This is a genomic window from Dialister sp. i34-0019-2H8, from assembly GCF_042846925.1.
In the GTDB taxonomy this organism is placed as follows: Bacteria; Bacillota; Negativicutes; order Veillonellales; family Dialisteraceae; genus Dialister.
The window spans coordinates 862,913-888,624 of sequence record NZ_BAABYQ010000001.1 but is presented as its reverse complement, the minus strand read 5'-3'; the positions used below and the strand labels follow the sequence as shown (position 1 = coordinate 888,624).

The 25,712-nt window shown below is 48.7% G+C and carries 8 protein-coding genes; 1 reads left to right on the top strand and 7 read right to left on the bottom strand.

Annotated features, from left to right (window positions below; genetic code table 11):
* Positions 1-83 precede the first annotated feature (83 nt).
* The 4 genes from ACGG9R_RS03525 to ACGG9R_RS03510 form a co-directional block, all read right to left on the bottom strand.
* Complete coding sequence (locus tag ACGG9R_RS03525) at positions 84-1,118, bottom strand: L-threonylcarbamoyladenylate synthase (protein ID WP_390151524.1); 1,035 nt, start codon at positions 1,116-1,118, stop codon at positions 84-86.
* Positions 1,111-1,989 (bottom strand): peptide chain release factor N(5)-glutamine methyltransferase, encoded by an 879-nt coding sequence (prmC, locus tag ACGG9R_RS03520; RefSeq protein WP_390151521.1) that lies wholly within the window; start codon positions 1,987-1,989, stop codon positions 1,111-1,113. The genes ACGG9R_RS03525 and prmC overlap by 8 nt, the downstream gene beginning before the upstream one ends.
* On the bottom strand, positions 1,979-3,061 hold the full coding sequence (gene prfA, locus ACGG9R_RS03515) for a peptide chain release factor 1 (protein WP_390151518.1): 1,083 nt from the start codon (positions 3,059-3,061) through the stop codon (positions 1,979-1,981). Before prfA ends, prmC begins: the two co-directional genes overlap by 11 nt.
* A gap of 330 nt (positions 3,062-3,391) precedes the next feature.
* Positions 3,392-3,643 carry a type B 50S ribosomal protein L31 gene (locus tag ACGG9R_RS03510; RefSeq protein ID WP_022105304.1) on the bottom strand — a complete coding sequence of 84 codons (252 nt, stop codon included), beginning with the start codon at positions 3,641-3,643 and terminating at the stop codon, positions 3,392-3,394.
* A 536-nt stretch (positions 3,644-4,179) separates the two neighbouring features.
* On the opposite strand from ACGG9R_RS03510, the gene ACGG9R_RS03505 reads away from it, so the two are divergent.
* Positions 4,180-5,070, top strand: a complete 891-nt coding sequence (locus tag ACGG9R_RS03505) for a fumarylacetoacetate hydrolase family protein (RefSeq protein WP_390151515.1) — start codon at positions 4,180-4,182, stop codon at positions 5,068-5,070.
* Between the two features lie 703 nt (positions 5,071-5,773).
* Here ACGG9R_RS03505 and ACGG9R_RS03500 read toward each other — a convergent pair.
* The 3 genes from ACGG9R_RS03500 to ACGG9R_RS03490 form a co-directional block, all read right to left on the bottom strand.
* Positions 5,774-17,977, bottom strand: coding sequence for a hypothetical protein (locus tag ACGG9R_RS03500; RefSeq protein WP_390151512.1), 12,204 nt, complete (start codon positions 17,975-17,977; stop codon positions 5,774-5,776).
* Between the two features lie 10 nt (positions 17,978-17,987).
* Entirely contained in the window at positions 17,988-20,738 is a 2,751-nt protein-coding gene (locus ACGG9R_RS03495; RefSeq protein ID WP_390151509.1) for a TonB-dependent receptor, read from the bottom strand.
* Between the two features lie 448 nt (positions 20,739-21,186).
* Positions 21,187-25,602 carry an autotransporter outer membrane beta-barrel domain-containing protein gene (locus tag ACGG9R_RS03490; RefSeq protein WP_390151507.1) on the bottom strand — a complete coding sequence of 1,472 codons (4,416 nt, stop codon included), beginning with the start codon at positions 25,600-25,602 and terminating at the stop codon, positions 21,187-21,189.
* Between the last annotated feature and the right edge of the window lie 110 nt (positions 25,603-25,712).

The following is a 25,712-nucleotide window of genomic DNA, read 5'->3' as shown; positions in this document are numbered from 1 at the left end:
AAAGAGGCGCCGGATTTCTATGATGCCGATGGAAAAAGTCCGTCAATTCACAAAACCTAGAACCCCTTTGAACCCGTCCGCTCCTACCTCTTCTCCACCACGATATGATACCCGGACGCCTTGGTGAGGCGGTTCATGATGGCGAGACCGAGACCTGCGGTATCCGTGCCCTCGCCGATGATGGCATCGACGGGATGGCGATTGAAATAAAGGAGGCCGGAGAAGAGATTGTGCGCGAAGCTCTCTTTATCCTCCCGATGTCCCCAGACGAAAACAGGAAGTTCCTTGGGGAGAAGACGAGCCGTTTCTTCGCTGACGAAGAATCCATATCGTTTATCACTCTTCCCCGCAAAGGAGAGGATTTCCTCTGCCACCTTCCCCGCCTCTCCCGTATACACGGTGAGCGGCGCAGAAGGCGCATAGTGGCGATACTTCATGCCGGGTGCCTTCGGATGTGCGCCGTCTTTGGCGAGTGCGCTGTCTACCGTCGTCGGTGCGATGGCAGAGAGCGCTTCCTTCGTCGTGCCGCCGGGACGGTAGATGACGATCTCGTCCCCTTCGATGCCCACCACGGTGGACTCGAGGCCGATCTGACAGGACCCGCCGTCGATGACAGCGGCGATGCGTCCATTCATATCATGCAGCACATCGTCCGCGGTCGTCGGGCTCGGACGGGTGGAAATATTTGCACTCGGACCTGCTATAGGGACGCCGGCTGCACGAATGAGGGCGCGTGTCGCCTCACTCCTCGGGCAGCGGATGGCGATGGTAGAGAGTCCCCCGGATGTTTCCATCGGGATGCAATCCTTCTTCGGGAAAACAATGGTCAAAGGCCCCGGCCAGAAGGTATCCATCAGCCGCCTTGCGAGCGGGCTGACCTCGGCTGCGTACTTCTCCACTTCGGAGGGATCCGCCACATGGACGATGAGCGGATTATCCGAGGGACGGCCCTTCGCAGCGTAGATTTTTTTCGCCGCACCCGCATCGAGCGCATTTCCTCCAAGACCATAGACCGTCTCCGTCGGAAAAGCCACAAGACCGCCCTCACGAATGATGCGTCCGAGCGCCTTTACTTTATCCTTATAATATAGGTCATTGACTTCTACTTTTTCAGTCATGATGCTTCTTCTTTCTACAATAGATCGCGCGTTCGATATCGCCGTAGTCTTTGATGACTTCGAAATCCTCAAACTCGCCCGTTTCCTTCAAAAGCGAAAGAATCTCTTCCCACTGGTGGATGCCGAATTCCACGGCAAGGAAACCGCCCTCCTTCAGATGTGCAGTTGCCTTCTCAGCGAGGCGGCGGTAGAAAACGAGACCATCCTCTCCCCCATCGAGCGCAAGCATCGGCTCATGCTTCACTTCCTCCTGAAGATGGGCGATATCGGAACGAGGAATGTAGGGAGGATTTGAAAGGATGCCATCATAGAGCACCCCCTCAGGCAGCGCATCGATATAGTCCCCGAGCAGCCACGCCGCGCGTTCCTCCATCGCAAGCTCTTTCCCATTTTCTTTTGCGACAGCGATGGCTTTTTCAGAAATATCGATGCCGACCCCCTTCGCTTCCTTGCAATAATACAGGAAAGAGAGGAGGATCGCCCCGCTCCCTGTCCCGAGGTCCGCGACCTCGATCACGCCGTCGTTTCTATGGTATTGGATGATCTTTTCCAGCCATGTCTCTGTGTCCGGGCGAGGAATCAGGACATCCTCATTCACATGAAATGTGAGTCCCATGAATTCCTTCTCGCCAATGATAGCCGCCGTGGAAATTCCCTTCACACGCTTTTGTATGAAGGACTTGAAAAGTGCGAGCTCCTCCGGATTCACGATTTCTTCGAAATCCGTATAGAGGAAGATCCGCTGCTTGTGAAGAACCTTCGCAAGCAAGAGCTCTGCGTCCAGACGCGGCGACTCGATCTCGTGATTTTGGAAATACTGCGTCGTCCATGCGAGCAGGCGCTGGATCGTCCAGAGCGTATTAGCGGCCATTCGCTTCCCCTTCTTTCATGCGGCGCGCCAGATCCTCTTCCATCAGCCGGTCAAGGATCGCGTCCATGTTCCCATTCATGAAATCATCGAGCTGGTAAATACTCATATTGATGCGGTGATCTGTCACGCGGCCCTGCGGGAAATTGTACGTCCTGATACGCTCCGAACGGTCGCCGCTGCCGACCTGATTCTTGCGGTCCGCCGCTTCCTTGCTCTGCGACTCCCGCATCGCCTGGTCATAGAGACGAGACTTCAGGATCTGCAGCGCCTTCTCTTTGTTCTGACGCTGGCTTCGTTCATTCTGACAAGTGACCACCATGCCCGTAGGAAGATGCGTCAGTCGGATCGCCGAAGACGTTTTATTGATGTGCTGACCGCCCGCACCGGAAGAGCGGTATACATCGATACGCAGGTCTTCGCGGCGCACCTCGATATCTACATCCTCCGCCTCCGGAAGGACAGCCACCGTGACCGCCGACGTATGCACACGCCCTTGGCTCTCCGTTTCAGGGATACGCTGCACGCGGTGTACGCCGCTCTCGAATTTCAGGATCGAATACGCATTCTTTCCTTCGATGGTGCAGGTGACTTCCTTGAACCCACCAAGATCCGTCTCATTCGCATCCGCGATCTCTGCCTTCCAGCCCTTGCGCTCTGCAAATTTCAGGTACATTTTGAGAAGATCCGATGCAAAGAGCGCAGCCTCCTCGCCGCCCGTACCCGCGCGGATTTCCAGGATGACATTCTTCCCGTCATTCGGATCCTTCGGGATCAGCATCTTATGGATTTCCAGATCCAGCGCATCCCGCTTCTCTTCATTTTCCTTCAGCTCTTCCTTCGCCAGCTCATGGAGATCGGCCTGCGACTTATCGTCCAGAAGTTCCAGTGCATCCTGGATCCCCTTGAGTGCCTCCTTATATTCTCTATATTTGAAAACGATCTCTCCCAGCTCCGCATGCTCCTTCGAGAGCTCTCTCCAGCGGTTCTGATCGGCGATCACCGAAGGATCGCTCAGCTGATCTTCCAGTGCCATATATCTGGCTTCCATGCCATCTAATTTGCTGATCTGCATTATGCTTTACTCCTGTTATAAATTGGGTCGTTTGTAGTTTGAACCTAGGGATGAGTGGCTAGGGATTAGGTGTGACTGGTGACTGAAATCGCGGCGTCGTCATTCTGAGCGGAGTGAAATGCCGTATGTTTGCTCATGCGTAATCAGAACAGTGGGAACTGAGTCGAAGAATCTCGCGCCACGCGGAACCCAGCCCTGAACCCATCAACCTGAACCCTGAACCATAGCCAAAATTTCAAACGGATACTTGAAATATCCATTTCCCCATATACACATCTTTCCTAGTATATCAAAAAAAGGCAATAAAAAACAGGGCTTGCGCCCTGTTCCTTATTCTGCGGATTTGCCGTAACGTTTGTTGAACTTTTCGATACGGCCACGAGCCTTACCGAAACGCTGCTGTCCTGTATAGAATGGATGGGATTTGCTGCTGATATCGATATTGATCAGCGGGTATTCATTGCCATCTTCCCATTTTACAGTCTGGTTGGAAGTTGCTGTAGAACGGGTCAGGAAAGAGTAGTCAGCACCGATGTCGCGGAAAACGACTGGATGATAATCCGGATGAAGTCCCTTCTTCAATTGTTGCACCTCATTTCAACTACATAGATAATTCTTTGCTATTATAACAAACGGGATAGCAGAATGCAAGGGACAAATAGAGAAAGTTTAGAGGAAAAGGGAGCGGGTTCAGGGTTCAGGGTTGTGGTGGCGGCTTCGCCGCCGTATAAAAAGGGCGATGCCTGAAGGACGTGGGGATAGCCATCCTTTCGTATCGTCATCCCGAGCGCAGCCATCGATCTCTACTGCCCTGCGGGAATCTGCGTGTATGCGCCAAGGGAAAACGATGTCTTGGTGTTGTCTCACATCAGGCAATGAGCGTTCTGCCATAGAGATTTCTCGGCTACGCTCGAAATGACAACGGCGCGAAGCGCTATTAAAACTCCGCGGCGCTTCGCGCCGCACCACCCCCCATTGAACCTTTTGAACTCATCGAACCCGTTGAACCACTTGAACCTGTTATCCCCCGCTATCCAGGCCTTGAACCAATCAACCATATTTCCTGTATTTATGCTATAATATGTCCACACTCTATATTATAAGAAAGAAGGTCTATTATGCAGAGACTTGTATCCTACAACTACAAAGGCGAACGCCAGTGGGGCGTCCTGTCCGCCGACGGCACTTCCATCTACCCTGCCATCGATCTTGAAGAAACCTACTTCATTCCCCTCGCTGAGACGCTGGGCGATTTCATCGAAAGCGGCGAAGAAGGCCTCCTGAACCTAGCACACGCGCTCGAAATGAACGGAAAGGACAAAGCCGTCGCTCCGATCGCGCTCGCAGACGTCCGTCTCGAAGCCCCCTTCTACCCCAGAAGGAACGTCCTCTGCGTGGGCAAGAACTATCAGGCACACGTCAAGGAATTTGACCAGAACGCCAATGCCAAGAACCCGGAAGATCCGATCTTCTTCACCAAAGCCACCACCTCCATCATCGGGCCAGACGAGGAAATCGACAGCCATCCCGCAGCCACCCAGGAAGTCGACTACGAAGGCGAGCTCGGCGTCATCATCGGCAAACGAGGCACGAACATCGCGGAAGAAGATGCGATGAAATACGTCTATGGCTACACCATCATCAATGACGTCACCGCCAGAGACCTGCAGAAAAAGCACCTCCAGTGGTTCCGCGGCAAGAGCCTCGACACCTTCTGCCCGATGGGCCCGACCGTCATGGTCGGTGACTGGCCGCTCCCCTTCACCATCTACACGAAAGTCAATGGCAGCCTGCGTCAGGAAGGCACCACCACCGACCTCATCTTCTCCATTCCAAAACTCATCGCGACTCTCTCCGACGGCATGACTCTCCTCCCGGGCGATGTCATCGCAACCGGCACCCCGCAGGGCGTAGGCATGGGCTTCAACCCGCCGAAATTCCTCAAAAAAGGCGATGTGGTAGAGATCAACATCGACCCCATCGGGACACTGAGAAATCCGGTGAAATAATATTTCATCAAACGCAAAAGCACGACAATCCAGCAAAGATTGTCGCGCTTTTCTATTGAGGTCAACGAGATAGCGTATCGCCATTTCTAAGGAAACACTGATTCAATCCGTTGTCAGATTGAATCAGTGTTTCCTTGGATAAGGGGAATCCCCGTATCGTCATCCCGAGCGTAGCCGAGGGATCTCAACTACACTGCGGTAATCAGCACGTATGCATGGACACAGCAGCGATGTCTTGTTGCTGCGTTATACCACCGTCTCGCATGTGCCGTATACCGTCCTGCAAGAAAGATCTCCAGGGAAACACTGATTAAATTGTTGTCAGATTTCATTCTTGGATTTTTATACAGAGCAAGGAATCATCTAACGCGAATAGCGAGCTATTTAAGGAGGATGATGACGAAGCTATGTATAAAAATCCATATGAAATCTAACTCTGCGATTTAGTCAGCGTTTCCCTAGACTTTGCTCGAGATGACGATATGGGATCTTCTTCATCTCACATACGACGCTATATTACTTTCACACCGCACCCGTTGAACCTATAGAACCAGCTGAACCTCTCTCCCACACACGTCAGGGACTACCCTTATATCTTTACCTCCTGCCTGCTTTCAAGGCAACAAAAAAGGATGAAACCAAGCCTTACGCTTAGTTTCATCCTTTTTTGTTTGCGTTCTCACGCGGTCAATCGAGGACTTTATCAGAATCTGAGGCGGATGCCGGCATTCAGCTTCCACTTTCTTTGGAAGTCGCCGCCAAGATCTCTTGCAAAGTCTGCATAGAGCTGGCTGTTTCTGCCAAGGCGATACTCTCCGCCGAGCACTAGTTCTGCCCAGGTGTCATCTCCGTCAAAGGAGGTGGATTTCCATCCGCCGTCTTTCGCAAAGTAGCGGGTGTCGATGTCTCCATTGAATTCATGCGCCAGGTAGAGTCCTGCATGGAGGCTGCCATGGGCTTTCTTCATGCCCGCTTCGAAGCCGAGGCGGCCGACAAGGCTGTCGTAGCTTTCCTGATAAATGTTCATGATTGCGCCATTGTTTGCGCTGCCGCTGTAGTCCTTGCTTCCTACACGGGACCAAGTGAGCTGTACTTTCGGGGTGATGTAGCTCATCTCACTGCCGAAGGTCTTCCCGTATTCTGCGGTGAGGCCATAGGCATTGGCTTTGTAGTCTGCATGAAGCTTGTTTCTGAGTTCGGTATAGACGTCGTATTCGTTTTCTACACGGCCGGCTTTGGCTGCCACTCTGAAGTAGCTGCCGTCTTCCATCTTCTTCACGCCGTAGACACCGAAGCTGTAGAGCTTGTTGTCGCCTTTGCCGCCAAGGAGGTAGTCGCTGTCGCCATCACGGTAGTCGAAGGCTACGCCGGTGTGCCAGCCATTTGCGAGGGCTTTGTCGTAGCCGACCTGTGCACCCCAGTAGTTGTTGCTGTCTTTCAGTCCGCTGACATCCGAGGAGGTCTTGCCGCCAAGGGCTTTGGCAAAGATGCCGTCTTCATCAGCGAGGTCTGCTCCTGTGTAGGTGTCCTGCATGTTGTCACGCCAGCTGTGGAAGGAGGTGGTGACGGCGCTCCTTGCGCCCTTCATGACGAAGGTCTCGTAGTCACCTTCTTCAATGGTCGGTTCCCACTGGATGCTGCCATCGACAAGGGCGCCTGTCTTGTCTTTGAAGGAAATCAATCCGGTCTTGGCGCTGGAGGAGGTGAGACCTTCGCCGATCTTTACTTCACCAGTCAGATTGTCGTTCCCCTCTGTATAGATGGCCTTCTTTGCCAATGCTTCCAAGATCTTGGTTACGGCAGCTTTGTCCGTCATCTGGATGCTGCCATTGTTGGCTGTGTAAAGGGTCAGTCCGGAGCCGGCAGCTGCTTTTGCAATGTTCACGTTGCCGCTGGTGAATGTACCGTCGTCTTTATGCGCCATGATAAAGGTTCCGTGTCCGCTGAAGCTTGCAATATCGAGGTCCTGGGTTCTCTTGGTCATATCGATGTAGCCGGTGTGTGCTTTATCGCTGCCACCATTGACGAAAAGTTTTCCTGCTGCAGGTGCGTTCGTATCCCCTGCTTCATCAGCAAGGCTTGTCGCATACAGGCTGGTGGTGTTTTCTGCATCATTCAGGATCCAGTAGCCGCCATCCTTGACGTTCATGGTGAGGGTGCCATTGCTTGCTGCATAGCTGCCTGTCACCTTGGCTCCATTGCTAACATTGAGCGTCAGCTGACCATTGTTGCTGACAGACAGATCGCCTGTCAGGGTAGATGCCTTGTCTCCGAGTGTGATGTCAGCCTTGCCGCCATCGATGACTACATCTCCCGTCATGGTGGTGGTGGCCCCGGTATTTACAGTAAGGTTTCCGCCTGCGACGTAGACTGCGCCCGTGATCGAAGCGGCTGCATTGCCTGTGATAGCGACTTCACTGTCTTTGTCAGCTACAGAAATCGCTGTGCCATCCTCGCCAGCTGCTTTGATGTCGGTCATACCATTCAGTGTGACTTTGCCGCCATTGGAAGCGGAGATCGCGTCTTTGCCGGTGATCACGGTGCTGCCGGTGATGGATACCTGATGACCATCCGCCTTGATGCCGGCGTCTTTGCCGGAGAGTTCCAGTTTCGCTTTGCTGGTATCGATGGTGATATCCGCCTTGGCATCGATAGCAGAGCCTTTTTCTACCATGATCTTTGTCGGATCCTTCGTGAAGGTATACTTGCCTTCTTCTTTCAGGACGCCGTTCTGCTTGTAGATATAGTCATCCTTCGTGATGCCGGTGATAGCCTGCGTATAGGAGTCTTTCACCTGCTCTTCCGGATAGGTGACCCCAGGTGTGACTGTCCCTTCTGCCAAGCTGCCTTTGCCATCTTTATCGCTGAAGGCGATGTTTCCGGTCTGCAGGGCTTTGCTCGATGCGGTCAAACCGTCGGCGATCTTCACATAGCCGGTGAGGTGCTTCTCGCCTTTTGCATAAGCGCTGTAGGTGAGCTTTCCTGCCAGCGCATTCAGGACATTGGCTACGCTGTATTCGTTATCCATTGCGACGTTAGTGTTGTCGGTGATGAGAGAGATCTGGGAACCGGCAGCTGCCTTGGTGATGATGGTGTCACCCGCTTTGTAGTTCTCTGCCGCTTCGCCATTTCCTTCATGTGCATAGTAGATATTCGCATAGCCGCTGTAGTTGTCGATGGTGATCTTCTTAGTATCGTTTTGGAAGATGTTACCTGCGTGTGCCGCATCGCTGCCACCAGTCAGCTTCGTCACATGGCTGCCGGTAAAGCCGCTCGGAACCTCCTTGCCGTTCTTCTCGTTTGTCCAGGTGGCACCATCTGTCAGCCACAGGTTAAATGTGCCATAGCTGGTGGAGTCATCACCGGAAGTAACTTCGTAGAGGCTGCGGCCGTTCCAGCTGCTGTCTTTGCCCTGCAATGCCAGATTAACGGTAGAAGATGTAGAAGTTGTTTCCTCCTCCCAATAATCATAGCTTTCTGCCGACTTGGTGTAGACATCGCCATCAATCTTCACGATGCCTGCGCCTTCCTTGCCGTCTTTCATATTGACGTTGATCACGCCATTATCGTCAGACTTCAGCGCAATGTAATTCGCTGCCTTGCTATCCTTTTGGATAGTCAGGTTGCCGCTCATGGTGACGGTACCGCCATTCCCGCTGTAAATACCATTGCTTTCTGTCTGCGCAGAGGTAGAAATAGTGGTGTCTGCATCGATGGTGATCTTACCGCCTGTTGCATAAACTCCCTGCGCCCTGAAGCCTGTGGTATCCGTACTGAGCTTCAGGTTCTTAGCTGTAATGGTCACATCCTTCGATTTCCCATAGCTGAGACCGGTAGCGACCGCACGTGCCACATTGCTGCCCTTCAAAACATGGTAAGCTACGTCAAGATCCTGCCCTTTAGCGTTAATCGTAATCGGACCGCCGCTGGATTCAATAGCACTCAGGTTCGAGCTGTAATCACCCTTTGTGACATCGATCACTGTATCCTGCGTAAAGTTGTAAATGCCTTTTTCGGTTTCGATGCCCAGATTTTCATACTTCTTATCCAGATTACCTGTGATCGGATCAGTAATAACGGAATCATCCTTGACCGTATACTCATAGAAGCCCTGACCAGGTGTCTTCGTGCCGGTTGCATCGGTGGAGAAGCTGATATTGCCAGTCTTGAGCGCTTTGGAGGAAGCGGTCAGTCCTTCAGCAATCTTGACCGTACCAGCCAGCTTGCTGTCATTCGCGGTGTAGAAGAGCTTCTGTGCCAGCTTGTTCAAAACTTCATTGACCGTATTCTGGTCTTCAGCCTTATCCTGTGCGGTAAAGCCTTTCGTGATGCCCTGGTTATCCGTGATGAGCGTAATGGCAGACCCGTTCTTCGACTGACCGATGGTAAAGCTGCCGCCGAGAATATTGGTCGGATGATTAGCATCGTGGTTGTAAATCACAGTAGCGTTGCCGCTGTAATCAGCTACACTGATATCGCCCGCATCACTTGCCACAAAGATGCTGCCTTTGTTACCGGAGAAGGAAGCAATCTTGCTAGCACCATTTACATTCCAGATAGAGTTATCTAGCGTAAGGTGCATCGCATTGCCACTGCTAGAGCCGGTCCAGGTGGCGTGATCCAGATTCGCGTTTACGGTATTGCCGGAAAGGTTATTGCCGGTCCAAGATGCACCACTTCCCATGTAAAGGTTCACGATACCTGCACTGCTGCCGTTAGCATTGCTTACATCGCCCTTCCAGAAGGAATCCTTCGTATTCAGACCGAGGCTGACATCTGCATTGGCACCGGCATTATCCATGCCGCCGCCGAGATAGACATTGCCTTCCAGCTGAACAGTATTGCTACCTGCACCGATGATAGCGCCTTTGGCATCCTTCTTGACATTCACATTCACCTGTCCGCGGTTCTTGGAAGCGAATTCACCGTAAGCACGGATCGCATATTCTGCTCCGTTGATCGCCTTGATGACGCCGCCGCCAACCTCAACCTTGGAAGCAACTGCACTGATGGCTTCGTTGGCACCGGAAGCATTACTCTTATCAGCCACAACATCAACGAGGCCGTCCACGGTGATAGCAGACATCACGCCGCTTACTCCGTTCATGCTCTTGATCACGGCAGCATTTGCCGGAGCCGTGCTCTTCGCGCGCAAGGTAAGGACATTGTCAGCACCGGCATTATGAATCTGGATCGTACCGCCGGCATTCACGAACAGTGCGCCTGTCTGACCACCCTTGGTGCTTGTTGCAGTGACGGACATCGCACCGGCATTATTGATGTTGACTACACCCTTGCCGATGGCTGCGATACCGGTTGTATGGGTATCGGTTGTTGTATCTACCGTCAGCTTGTTGCCATTCATATCCATGGTCACATTATGGTTTTCATCGGAGCCGGAAATCGCTGCACTGATCTGCGGGAGCCATGCACCACCGGCAATCAGATGCTTTTCAGGTGTGATGGTTGTGCTGTCTGCCGTGAATACATAGGTGTCATCGTCCTTCAGTACGCCTTTTTCTATGTAAACCGTATCAGCAACTGCATCACCGGTAATTGCCGTAGTAAATTCTTTAGTTATCTGGCTGCCAGGCTTGCTGGTCTTATAATCATAGTAGCCCTGGCCAGGTGTAAAGGTGCCTGTATCTTCCGTAGAGAAGGAAATATCGCCGGTCTTCAGTTCTGCGGAAGAAGCAGTCAGGCCTTCAGCTATCTTCACTACGCCAGAGAGATGACCATCCGTATAGTTCTTGTAGAACAGCTTGCCTGCCAAGTTATTCAGTACGTTGGCTACTTTATCCTTAGCATCAGCGGAATCGCCATCTGCAAAGCCGGAGGTAATGCCCTTATTATCTGTAATAAAGGTGATAGCAGAGCCTTCTGCTGCATTGGTAATATGGAAGCTGCCGCCAATCATCTTAGTAGGATCAGCAGCATCATGCTCATAGAATACAGTGGTATGACCGCTATAATTTACAACAGAAATAGGATTATTGTCCTTCTGATAAATCAAGCCTGCATTATCGGCATCCTTACCGCCATGCAGCGTTGCCAGCGTGCTGCCTGCCCATACAGGATTTTTGGACGCTATGGTCGTTGTTGTCACATGCGACTGCTGCTCATTGGTCCAAGTGGCGCCGTTTTGCAGATACAGATTGAATTGTCCGATATCATGCATAGTATTGCCGCCAGCGCCATAGTTGTCGTTATACATATCATAAGCAGCCACGCCCTTCCAGAAGGAATCCTTATCGGTCAAAGCCACATTAAGGATGCCTGCGTCTTTCCAGTCGATCAGCTCGCCGCCGGTATATTCCACGACCTTCTTGCCATATTGGCCGGTGGCATACATATCACCGGTAATCTTGGTGGTCGTATCGCCTGCAGCGCCGTCCTTCATGTTGATGTCCAGCGTGCCTTTATCTACGCGGACTGCATAGAAATTATGCGATTTACCACTGTCTTCAGCTGCCGTGATGGTGCCACCGCCAACAGATACCTTGGTATCCTTGCCAGCGAGCTTGATACCGCTGCCGCGTACACCGGAGATATCGACCGGACTACTGACAGTCACAGTGGAGCTGTCACCGGTGACCTGAATACCGGAAGCATTCATGCCTGCGCCGCGTTCTCTAAGACCTTTGACGTTGCTGATTGTCAGCGGACCATCAATAGTAATCTCACTCTGCTGGCCCTGGATATTTATGCCGGTTGCGGCATCACCCTTCGTGATAACATCTGTAATTTCTACCGGACCGGAAATATTCAGGTGCGCATTGCCCAGGGCGTAAATGCCATGAGAGCCTCTGGTATCCGTATTGCTTGCTGTAATCGCAAGCTTTTGATCCGCAGACGGATTAACAACCTTGATGTAAGAGTTAGCATCTACGTAAATGCCTGCTGCCTGGCCGCTGGATTGCTGAGCGCTCAAAGCCAGCCCCTTACCGGACATTTTGACAGTCATCGGGCTGGACAAGGATGTCGATTCACCTGCATAGAGTGCGCTCGCAAATTTGTTATTACCAACATTCGATTCTGTGACAGAAACATGCGCCACGCCGCTTTCATCCAGCTCACGACTCAGGCTGATATCTTCAGACTTGGTAATTGCACCTGTTTTATAATTGGGCTTTTCCTGTTCCGGCGTATAGGCATAGAATCCCTGTCCTGCCTTTTTCGTCCCATTCGTTCCATCAGAGAAGGTCACATCTCCAGATGCTTTGACAGTAGCGCTTACGCTGGATGCCGTCAGACCGTCGGCAATCTTAACAACGCCAGCCAGATTTGCATCCTTGTAGCCTGTATAGAACAGCTTATTAGCCAGCTTGTTCAGTACTTCCTTGACATGATTCTTTTCTGCTGCCGTATCACCATCCGCAAAGCCACCGGTAATCCCCTGGCTATCGGTAACCAAAGTGATCTTGGAATCGGCAGCGGCAGCCTTGATCGTAAAATCACCGCCATTGATGGTCAGCGGATCATTTGCCTCATGGCCATAAACAACAGTCGTGTCTCCGCTGTAATTATATACGATAATACCCTTGTCGGAATTCTGATAGATTACACCGGAGCCGTCCAGCTTAGAAACATTGCTGCCGGCAAACGTTGTCTTCAGCGTATCTACTGAACGCCCGGTTTCATGATTCCATACGGATCCTTCTGCCATTGTCAGATTAAACTGACCAGCAGGTGCATTATAAGTACTGCCGGGAATATTGCTTACTGCGCCTGTCCATTGGGAACCCTTCGTCATATTGACATTGATAACAGAAGCTTTATTGTCAGTTACCTTCATGTCACCGGTAACGTCCAGAACTCCGGCAGTAATGCCTTCACCGGTATTCAGGTTAATAGTCCCCTTGTTAGCCTGCAAAGCATAATATTGGCTATTTGCAGTACCGTTAGACATATCCGCAGCTTTAATTGTTGCGCCGGCAGTAGATATAGTTGAAGTATTCAGTGCACGGATTGCACTTCCCAATACGTTTTCAATATTAAGATTGCCCTTAACAGTTATATTGACAGGAGCATCTGCGCTTGAAGAACTGTCTGCATAAATACCTGCTGTACTCGGTCCAACCTTGTTGCCGGTCTGAACATTCTTGACAGTCAAATCCTTTTCAAATACGACATTGCCTTTGGTACCTACATATAAACCATAAGCACGCTGAGTAGAATCGGATTTTACTCCGTCTATCTCGACATCAGTATTTGCGGTAAAGCTGCCGTTTTCACCTACACGAATGCCATAAACATAGTTAGCTTTAGTATCAGCATTGCCATCAGCACCAAGACCGGCGGAAACCTTCAGGACACCATTGCCCTTGGAATCCTTAATTTCCATACTCTTGTCTGCATCAACGTAAACGGTAGACAAATATTTCTTTGCATCACCGCTGGTGTTAAGCTTTAAGGTGTGCCCTTGTAGATCAACAACAAGCGGGCTTACTGCATCGCCTGCTACATACATAGCACTAGGCGCACTGGAAGCTACACTATCCTGCGCTTCGGTAACATTGATAGAAACAATGCCGTTGACATCGCCAACACGTGTTTCATCAATGTTTTCAGATTTTACAATAGGACCAGTTTCATAAGGTTTCTCATCCGTCGCCGGAGTATAGGCATAGAATCCCTGTCCTGCCTTCTTGGTACCTATATCAGCTGTGGAAAAAGTAATGGTTTCAGATCTCAAGCTGGTAGAAGATGCTGTCAGGCCTTCTGCGATCTTGACCGTTCCGCTAAGATTTCCATCTGCGTAGCCCGTATAGTAGAGTTTTCCTGCGAGCGCATTCAGCGTACCGCTGATGAGGTTCTTCTCATCTGCTTTGGTCGAATCGAAATCCAAACCAGCACGATCGGTAAGAAGGGTGATCTCACTGCCTTTGTCTGCCTGGGAAATCTTCACATCTCCGCCAAGGATAGCATAACCGCTGTTGGCATCTGCCGGTTTTGTTGTGTCATGTTTGTAGATATAGGTGCTGCTGCCGCCATAGTTCTGGATGGTGACGGTGCCAGCCTTTGCATCTGTCATATCGATGACGCCACCGTTTCCTGCCATCTGCTTCAGGCTGCTTGTTCCACGGTTGTTCCAAGTGCCTCCCAGGGTGAGGCTGGTATTGTTTCCTGCACTGCTTCCCGTCCAGGTGCTGTCTTTCCCGATGGTAACGGCGTAAGCCCCGTTTCCAACAGCATTCCCTGTCCAGTTTGCTTGATCTGCCAATGACAGAGTCACACTCCCTGCTCCATCAAGGCTGCCGTTTAATGCGGAGTCTTTTCCGGATAGGATCGCTTCGATGCTGGAATGATCACCACTTACCAGACCTTTCAGTACGGTCTTCTTTCCTTTCAGGATGGCCTTGCCGCCTTTGTCAGCTTTGACAGTGCTGCTCACACTGCCATTGGCTGTGAAGGTACCTCCATTGACATTGATATTGTCTGCCGCAAGCACACCATCAGTTCCTACAGTCATCGTTCCCGTTGTGGTCAGATCTTTGGCATGGGTCTCACCGTTTACCGCAAGGACGCCCGCATTGGCGATGCTGCCGCTCACGGTAGTCGCTGCGTCAAGTGTCAGATGGCCGCTGTTTTCTACATCTCCAGAGATGGTCGATGTGCCAAGCGTTACGCTTCCGCCCTTCTGTACGTTGACAGCCTTTTCAGTCCCGGTGATTTCGCTCTTGCCCTTGAGTGTCACGGTGCCAGCCACATCGATCCCCGTCTTGCCATTGACTTTGAGTGTACCTGCCGTGATGTCTACAGTCTTTCCAGCCGCTGCACGGATCCCGGCTTCTCCGCCGGTCAGATCCAGTTCATTTCCATCGGCTGTGATGGTCACGTCTTTCACAGCATCGACAGCTGCGCCTCCCTCTACCTGGACAGTCGTTTTATCCTTGGTAAAGGTGTACACCTGATCCTGCCATACATGATCATCCTTGTACTCTTTGTCATCTCCGCCAGTTATCGAAGAAGTGAAGAGCGTCTTCGACTGTTCAGCCGGAGGTTCCGGCGTTTCTCCACTTCCTGCAAAGCTGCCCTGGCCATCCGTCTGATTAAATGCAATATTTCCGGTATATTTAGCCACAGAGGAAGCTGTCAAGCCTTCCGCGATTTCCACTTTCCCAGAAAGGAATTTCTCACCATTGACAGCATTTTTATAGTACAGTTTTTCTGCCAATGCATTCAAAACCTGATTCTTTACTGCATCAGACTGCATGTTGTCATCATAATCCGTCCGGAGAACGATTTCTGACCCACGAATAGCACTGCCGATGTTCACATCCCCGCCCAATATCTTCGTGGGGGTATTGCTATCATGTGAGTACAGTACCTTCGCCGCTCCAGAGAATTTGTCAATCGTCAGCGACTTACTGTTTTCTGTTTGAATGATGACACCCGCTGTATCACCAGTCCCCGACTTCGTACCACCATGCAGGAATGTCACTCGGCTTATCTCATTATTTCCTACATCCTCATCGTCCTGTTTATAGCGGGTATTTTTCGCTTCATTGGTCCAGACGGCTCCATTCTGCAGCCACATATTGACCTTGCCGCCATTGTCAATGATACCATTCAAGTAGGAATTCTTCGTTGTCAGCCCCAAGTTGATGGTGCCCGTCGATTTTAAAGCAAATACATCTCCATCCAGCTGTACATCATGTGTACCGGCTGCGGAGCCTGCCTCATTCATATTGACATTGATCGTACCCACATAGGCACCCAGTGTATAATAGCCGTATTTCGTTCCCTGCGGCACAGTAATATGCCCGCCTCCAATGGATACCTCGCTACCAACTGCATTGGTGGTGATTCCATTGCCATACACCGCCATATCTACATCACCAGTGACAGTGACTTTGCTTTTTTCAATATTCGTCAGAATGCCTGCATTATTGAAACGAGACAGAACATTCTCCTGATTGACAGGAATGCCCCACGTTGCACTGTCCTCTCCTGCGATTTTCAGATTGCCATGAATCGTAATAGCAGAAGACACTGTCGATTCCTGACTGTTTTCTCCCCAGCGGAACGACTTCTGGATAGCGACACCATTGCCACCATAACCGCCAGACATGGAAATATTGACATCTCCATTGACGGTGATTTGGCTGGCTGTATTTTTCCCGCCATCATTCCAGATCGCATTGGTCAAGGAATTCCCGCTAGAATATCCGGAAGTCACGACATCCACTTTGTCTGCCGTGATCGTTACATTCTTACCATTTCCGGCATAAATACCTACAGGAGATGCTATATAGTTTTTAGAGGCTAGCTGTAAGGTATGACCGGAAGCATCGATCGTGATGTCTTTCCCATCTTTCGCCTGAATGACCGCTGCCGCATTGGTGGCATGATCCCCTTCTTTTCCCAGATTAATACTTAACACTTCATCTTTGGTAAAAGAATACGTTCCATCATCTGAAGTGACATCACTAAAAGCTTTATGGTCCGCTGATGTCCCAGTAATGCCCGCTTTTCTAGTTACAGTTCCTATCTTGGCATCTGCATTCTCCAGGGTGATTTTTGTTTCTGAAGATGCAGTAAAGCCTTCAGGACGATACGTCGTCAACTTGGCAAGACTTCCCCAGACTTGATCGGTCGGCAGCATCGTGACAGAATTGAACTGATAGAACTGCTTGTCAGTAGAAAAGTCCTTCGTCTCCCATTGGTGCGTAGGTTTCGTATCTCCATCTTCGTACACATAGAGATTGTTACCCCATTCTACCCATAACCGTTTGGTATAATACTCCGCATTCAGGCGACCAAACCAACCTCCATCTTCTCCGACCGTACCCGCCAGCACTATATTCCAATCATCCGGATTTTTCGACATCAGATTGGCCATGGTCGTCTGGTACACACGGCCGGTAAATCCACTCTTATTGTCCCCTCCTACATCACTCAAAGTATACTTCATCACATAAACAGTACCATCCGGCAGTACCTTCATATCACGGAAATCATAGCCATCGTTTTTAACCTGCTCCGGTAAAATGATCGACTTTTTATCATGAAGATTTCCAATATTATTCCCGTTAATATTTACATAATCCAAAGAAGTTTCTTTATTTCCGAAACCATAATTTTGATAGCCCCCAATAGAAGTACTCAAGATTAAATGATTATAATTATTCAGTTTCACCTGATCCGTATTTTTCCCAATGCGGGCATACCCATTATAAGATAAACCGCCATCGCTATTGATCTTATACTGCATCAGATACCCATTATCATAATTATCGTATCCGCCCTTGAGATTGACACTGGCTGCCACATATAAATAGCCATCTTTGACCAAAAGCCCTTCCCCATGAACCGTCGTAGTCTGTATACTGCCATTCGTATCTGTATAGGTATCATACGCCTTGGCATCTATATCCCCGGTCTTTTCCTTGATATCCTTCTTTAAATCGACGGTTTTGGTTGTATCTTCTGCAATCTGATTATCCACAATGTGCGCAATACCCACTTGCCCCTGATCATAGCCCGTCGCATAAATGGTATTTCCAAACCCAGTAACAGCATGCGCATTCGGAACGGCTTTAATCACTCCTGTAGGATTGGCACCAGAAGCCCAGTCTCCATCCGCATCCATCAGGATACTTCCTTTCAGGTCTGTGACGCCATAGACGTATTGACGCAGGAAAATCTTGCTTTCCCCATCGAGCATCACAGAGAACGTAGCCGGATCCCTGTTCAAATTCTTCACCGCTCCTACCACTGGAGCCGCATCGACCTTCGTGGTCACGCGGGAACCTGTCACTCCTCCCATCTGGCTATTGGCATAATCCGATGGGATCGTTGCCATCAGATTCGCCGCCCCTACACTGGATCCCGCCATAAGGCTCCCTATCAGAGCAGTCAGGAAAGCCATCTTGCGTTTTTTATTACTCATTTTCCACATCATCTATTCCTCCTTAGAATTGATAACGGATCGACGCATAATACGTCCGTCCCTGGATAGGGAATTCCGGATTGATGTATCCCGGCACCGTGAAAGCCGTATTGCTTCGGATCTTCATCTTTGGTCCCCTGTTGAATATGTCATTACAGCCAAAAGTAAGCTGCCAGCTGTCAGCCGGTTTCCATTTCACACCGCCATTGATGGTCGTCAGTGCATTAACCGGCCGCCCTGACAAATGTGCATACTCTCCGCCTCTGGAGTCCTTACTGTAATCGGTATAATAACCGCCGGTATAATGGACTTCGCCAAATAGATCCACATGCCGATTCGGGCGATAGGTCAGTCTCGCATTTCCTTCCCACTCCGGCTGATAGGTAGCCCAGATATCAGAATAACCATAGCCCACGGCACTATTTTTCCTTTGCATATGTGTCTGCATGTAAGTGGCCCGCAAGTCCAGATCCACCTTCTTCCAGCTGAAATTGGACTGGAATTCCACGCCATGTACCTTGCCGCGGTTATCATTGAAATAAGACCAATGGTCTTTCCCTGCCCGGACCAACTGCAGCATATTGGTCGAGTCTCTCCAGAAATATGTGAGCTGCGTACTGTTATCCGCATGCAGCAGTTTTCCTTTCCAGATGGCACCTATATCAAACTGCTTTCCTTCTTCCGGAACAGGGAATACAGAATTCTGACCGCTGCCACGAGAAGCGGGCAGGATACCAGCCCCATCCCCTGCGATTTCATACATATTCAGCAAGCGGTAGTATGTCCCACCAGTCATGCGAAGCGTCAGCTGGTCATTGACCTCTTTTTTCAAAGCGAGCTGCCAGGTCACCTTGTCATCCACCTGGCTGTCTTTCGGATGCAGCCAATGGAAACGATTCTCCTGATTCACTGCAAATCGTTTCCCATCGCTGTAGCCAGTAATCTTGGACCGGTTATAGCGAAGGCTCGGCGTCAAGAACCAGGTGGACTTCCTATCTAAGGTGATCGTATCCTGCAGCTGCACATTCAAAATGTCCTGATCATATCGATTTCTTGTCTGCCCAAGGGTATTGGCTATATCAGAATCTCCCAGCACCTTATCCATCAGCGAGCCATCGATATGTAACCGTTCATGCGACATATTCATCTGGAAATCAAGCATATTACGCTCAGACACTTTGTACGTCCCATCCAGCTGGATATTGTACTTATTCGAAGTATACTTGCTCCATTCTCTTAGGGGAACTGTCACAGCTTCCACGTCCGTCACATCATTTTTCATGATATTTTCCGCTTTATAGCTCTTCTTCTGGTGAAGATAGTCCGCCGTCCAGCCCCATTCTAACCGACCATTCTGGTTCCGATTCTGTAGCATCAGCTCTGTATTGGTTAATTTTTGCCTCCGACTGTCATAGAAATAAACATCTCTCAAATCAACCCCATTATGGATGATGGCATCTGCAGCCGATCCCCCCCACAATCCGTCCGGTAAATGCCGGTCGATCTGATTCCAGGAACCTTTGACCATCCAGTTCTGGTTCTGCCACTTCACTAATGCGCTGCTATTTTTATAATCATTGTACTTACGCCAACGTTTCCCATCTTTCGCTTCTTTCAATTTCTTCTTATATTCTTCGACCTTCTTCTTATATCCTTCTAAACTCTTGCTGGTTTCCGGGTCCGTATTCAACTTTTCATTGGCGATAGTGTCTCCTACCGTTTGATCGACATAATTTCGTACAATCTCCTGCTTGATTTCAGGCGTTATAAAATCACCATGACCTTCTTTCCACTCCCGGCTGGCTTCCCCCCACCACCATTCTTCTCCGTATTCGTTTGTGAATAATTCCTGTAAAGTCTTACCATTTACAACGGTAGAGGCAATTTTATCTTTGAAGGTCAGTGCATCCTCTTGCATCGCATTCGCGAATGCATTCTTTTCTATCTTTCCTGCCAAGCTGTTTTCGCCTGTCCCTCTGACGAAGTTCAACCAATCATCCGTATTATTTTTGAAGTGATCAACTTCCTCAGGCGACAAAGAAATAATAGGCACTTTTTCCTGCCCCTGCTGATTTTTGGTGGAAGTCAAGTAATCAATACAGTCGCGATTGAAATTCGCTACCTGATTCTGAAACCCAGATAGTGCATTCTGCACTTCCGGTATATTTCTTTCCGCCGCATAATTGGTATAGGAAAAATCGTTATCACTTGACTCATAATTTCCTGCCACCAGCAAAGTACCGCTGCCCGCAGGTGCCGTATACTCCATGGAGAGACTCTTCCCGCCATAGGAGCTCTTTCCCACTTCTGCAGAAATTCCGGGTTTATCCGGTTTCTTGGTCACGATATTGATCACACCGCCGATAAAAGTTCCTCCGAAGCGTGCCGGCACATAACCGCGATACACTTCAATGCGCTCTACATTCTTGACCGGAATGGTGGAGATATCGACAGCCGCATCGCCCCCGAGGTTTGTCAGTATCCCATCCATGAAGACACCGACCTGTGCCGCGGTAGAACCTCGCACCGTGACCGTCGTATACTGCCCGTGCCCGTTCACCTCGCGCACGTGTACCCCAGGCACCGTCTTCAGCATATCCGGTAGCGTCTTCTGCTCCCCTTTGAAATCCTGAGGGCGAATCACGGTGACAGTCCCCGGAGAAAGCTTTGCTTCCCAATCTGGCCTTTTAGCCTCTACAGTAATCCCTTGCAATGTAAATATGGGTCCTTCCGCCTGTTCTGGTTCGTTAGCGGACACAGACATTTGTCCCATAGAGATCATTCCTAGCAGTAAGCCAATTGTTAGGTAAGATTTCTTGGACTCCCTACGCCAAGATGAATTCCATTTCTTCATTTTCTCTAGTCCTTTCATTTTGCCCTCTTGCTCAATGAATATGGGGCATGAAATAAAATGTGCCGCCTATCCTTTTATACTTTGTATTCTTATTTAGTATCAACCGTATGACTATCATATAGTCAAGCCCCCTATTTATGGTTATCAAGGCTCCAACAACGAACAGGCAATAATTGTGTGCAGGATTTTGCCTAATCACACCTGCTTCTATGTGAAGGACTCTCCCCTTCCTCATAAAGAAAAAAGAGCCATGAATTTCCTTTCAAATTCACAGCTCTTTATTCTCCTAAAATAGCAGTCACACATACCAGAGAAACAATGATTTAATCATTACCAGTGTTTCCCTAGTCTTGGCTTCTAGCTCCTATTAAAAGGTAAAACGAAGTCCTACATTATAGCGCCAATCGGTCTTTAAATCGCCACCATAAGTCTTTTCCAGATACCCATAGAAATTGGCTCTGTCTCCCAGCTGGTATGTACCGCCAAACATAGCAGATACCCAAGTACCATCAAAGTCCATATGTGTCGCATTAGAAGGTTCACCTTTTGCCGTATACTGTGTATCAAAACCACCTTGGAATTCATGGAGAAGCGAAAGTTTTGCATAGATGCTGCTTCGTTCTTTCACTAAACCAAATCCAACACCGATACGTCCAATCAAACTATTAAAATCATCCTGATCGACATGCAATGCACGGCCTCCGCCATAATCACTAGCAGCATCATAAGATTTGCCAGATAATCTACCCCAAGTCAGTTCTGCTTGTGGTTCTACATAGAATCCACTATCTTTGACAAACCGTTTCCCATATTCTGCAGATAGACCATATCCATTGGTTCCATAATCGCCGTCCAGTTTATTCCCTGCATCGTTCATAATATGATACTTATTCTTGGCATGGCTAACTCTGCCAATGATATCCAAGTAAGCCCCATTTTGCATGGTCTTTGTAGCATATACATGGAAATTGGTTACATCATTATCACCAGTCCCCTTTTCATAGGTACTCTTCCCGTCGATGTAGCTGACAGAAGCACCAGCTCTCCATCCTGCATTGCCTACGGCATGATCATAACCGATATGATATTCATTAAAGCGGGTACGGAAATCTGTGGTTCCTTCGTCGTAAGACATACGCCCAGCGCCCACTTTAGCCCACATACCATTTTCCTTTTCAGCATTGCCTACACGTAAATCGCCCAGCCGGCGTTCCACGTCATTATTGATAGCCCGCCAAATCATAGCTGTAGAAGCCATGGCAGATTTAGCGCCACGCATCATAGCAGTTTCTTTAGGTCCATACAGGATAGCCGGATAATTCTTCGGAATCTGATAGGTACTATCCACGACACTACCCGTTCCATCGGACGTCCCATCAAACGTCAAATCAGCCAATCTCGTTTCTACTGAACCAGCAATCAGTCCTTCTGCCAAGCCTACATGTCCATTGAGATGAACTGCCGGATTTTCACTGTCAGTGGCTTCCTTATAGATCAGCTTGCCAGCCAAGTCCTTCATTACTGAAAGTACTTCTTCTTTATTGGAAGTGTCAATGCCTTCCTGACTTGTCAATAAAGTGAAATCTGCATTCTGTCCATCTGTCTGATCCGCTTTTTCGATAATAATATTTCCTTTTTGACTAAACTGGCTAGTTGCATCAGTTCCATCTTCACCTGCAGATTTGGATTCATCCCGTGCTATATAGGCTTTCATAAAGCCACTATAATTCTTAATTGTTAAATCTTTCGCACTGTCCTGAATCAGGTAACCTGTATGCGCTGCATCTTGTCCCCCGTATAAATGGGTAGCAATACTTGCTAGATCTGATTTTACAACTTCACCGGAACTCCAGATGTTATACGATTCTGGTGTATTGTTCCAAACCGCTCCATTTTGTACATAGAGATTCTGTTCACCGGTACCTCCAGTTTCCCCATCAAACCTGGAGTTTGCTGTGGTAAAGGCCAAATTCAATGTCCCATTCTTCCCATAGTAAGGAGTAACGGTCACTGCATTACCCTTCAGTACAAAATCATTACTGCCAGCACCTTTCACAGTGCCATCATCATCGACCAGCATATTGATATCAATGCGACCCTTACCTGCCGTCCAAAGCGCATCGTAATTATCCACAGAAATACGACCACCACCCAGACGAATCCAACCGCCTCGTGCAAAAACAGCCGCATGCTTATCTGCTTCAATGTCTACGAGGCCTTTGATGTATACCGAGTTTTCTTGTGTTATATCCTTAGCTTTAGCATTCCCGTAAGTCTCAATAGTACGATAATCAAGCTGATACCCTGGTGTATCAATGCCACCACGAAGGTATACGATATGGTCTTTCAAGTTTCCTTGATCATTTTCAATGACCACATGAGCACCATTGGTAGTGCCAGCACTAGTAGAAGCACGGATGGCACTACCATAATAGTAATTAGCATTGCAAGTCAAATGAACTTCCCCTGGATTAGTAATCTTAATGGTTCCTTCACGAGCTGCCATGATAGCGGCTGTAGTCCACATCGGCTGGCTCCCTGTCGTCTTCGCTTCAGGGAATGCTTCCAAATCAACAGTCAAATTATTTCCGTGAAGATCAATGGTATAAGAAGGACCATCATCTGGTTTAGCACTCTTCCACATGCCAAAACCTTTGCTTGGCTTTTCATATTCCGTCCCATAATTGGTAATCAATCCATAATACAAACTACCTGGATAAACGGAATCTGTAGACTTTGCTTCTCGAATAAATACATCTTGATTGAAATCATAGGTATTGGTATCTGCATTGTAAGCGTCTGCATAGGCCGTATCGATAGAAGCGTCCCCAGTGATATAGGTGACATAGGGATGATAGACTTCCGAATCCCGTTTTGCCTGGCCAGTCTTTTCATCAAAAGTCAGATTGGCAAAATGCTTGGTCACAGAACTACTGGTCAGTCCTTCCAATAATTCTACGGTACCACTCAAGTTGCGTTCTCCTTTAGTATAGTTCAGATAAGCCAATTTACTTGCCAAATTATCCAGCACTTTTTCAACTAAAGCATTATCCGTGGTATCGATACCGGCACTATCGGTCGCAATAGCAATTGTAGACGCGGAAGTCCCCTCTGCTGTAGAATCACCCTTATCCCCCAAATCAGTGCTAGAAAGACTTAGTGGTTTAGATTCTTCAATAGTAATGTTCCCACCAAGAATCTTCGTCGGATCAGAAGCATCATGATCATAAATAAATGTGCCATTTCCACTGTAAGTACCGATGTGAAGATTATCACTGCCCATCTTCACATAGCCACGACTGGCTGTCGTTTTACCGCCGGTCAAAGCAGATAATTTGATACCTCGACCAGTTTCTCCCATATTCCACTGACCGTTAGAGTTGATCGATACTGATCCATTATCACGCAACAAGGAACCATCCCATGTGGAACCATTCAAAGTCACAGTGCCAATGCTATCATTATCTGCCTTATAAGTAGAACCCTTAGTAAAGGCTACATTGACATTCCCCTTCACTTGCCCTGTGTAATTTCCATCCACAGATAAAGAGACCTGACTACCTGCATCGTCATCTGTACTAATCGATTCATCTGTTAATCCACTTACAATGCCCAATGTGATGTTGCCACCTTTTTCTGCGCAAATGACAGATTTATCTGCTTTCTTGACTTTCACAGCATCTAAAGTAACCTTGCCTCCGTCATGTGCATATACGGCATGACCATTGGGTGATTCAATACTAACAGTATTGGTTCTATTATAAATCTTCTGACCAGTTAATAAGGAGACTTCCCCATTCTTTCCTGCTTCAACACCAGTAGTTTTCTTACCATCCAATGTCAGATTAATGCCACCATTAACCACTACCTTACTCGTGGTATCACCATTTTCATGCCCTGCATAAATCCCAGTTGCTTCCGTCCCTTTGACCGTAGCATTCAATTCATCAGCAATCACGCTGACCTGATTTCCTGTCCCACTATACGCCAAGTAAGCTTTGGAATCAGCTAAAGAAGACGCATCTGCATTCATCTGTAAAGTAGAATTGAACGAACTATTTTCCGTCAGATTTGAAATTCCTGTATCTTTCCCATCTGTACGAATAGCCGCATACACATTATCTGTAGCGGGAGTAGTAAAATTAACATCCACTGCTCCTCTAAAGCCTTTATATCGCCAAACCCCATTTTCATCAAATTCATATTCACTGCCTGCTGCGCCATTGATAATAGGAGTGGCAAAGACACCCTCCGCTAGATCTCCGACATTTGCATCTGGTTTGATTTCTTGATCTGGATCACCCCAACCAGGAGTTTTGTATTCCAACTGATAAGAACGAAGAACCTTGGAAGAAGCGGTCAATCCTTCTCGTACTTGTACATAGGCAGTCAGCCTATATCGGTTAGTCTCTGCATAATTTTTAATTTTAGAGGCCAACTGCGTCATAGCTTCTTTGACATCATCGTTGCTCATACTCGACAAATCTGATGCATCAATCACCAGATTCACATTGACACCATCATAAGATGAATTCAAGACATCTTGACCAACGCTAACATTTCCCCCAATGATTTTCTTGTTTTGTGCATCCCATTTATAAATCAATGTATCCCTATCTTGGTACGTGTTCGTAGTCGTATAATTGAGTCCATTGGTCAGAAACTCCCCCTGGGTCATATCATACGTATTAGCCGCCTGCACAGACGAACCTCCGACCAAGGCACCCGCCGCCAAAGCCAAAACAATGCTACTGCGAAGCCAATTTTTCATTTCCTTTTTCATAAATCATGCACTCCTCTCTCAGATATACTGATTAAATAAAAAAGCTACCAAGTATAGACCGGATTTTGAGCATCACAAAAGAAATATCACTCTATCCGACCCATACCTCG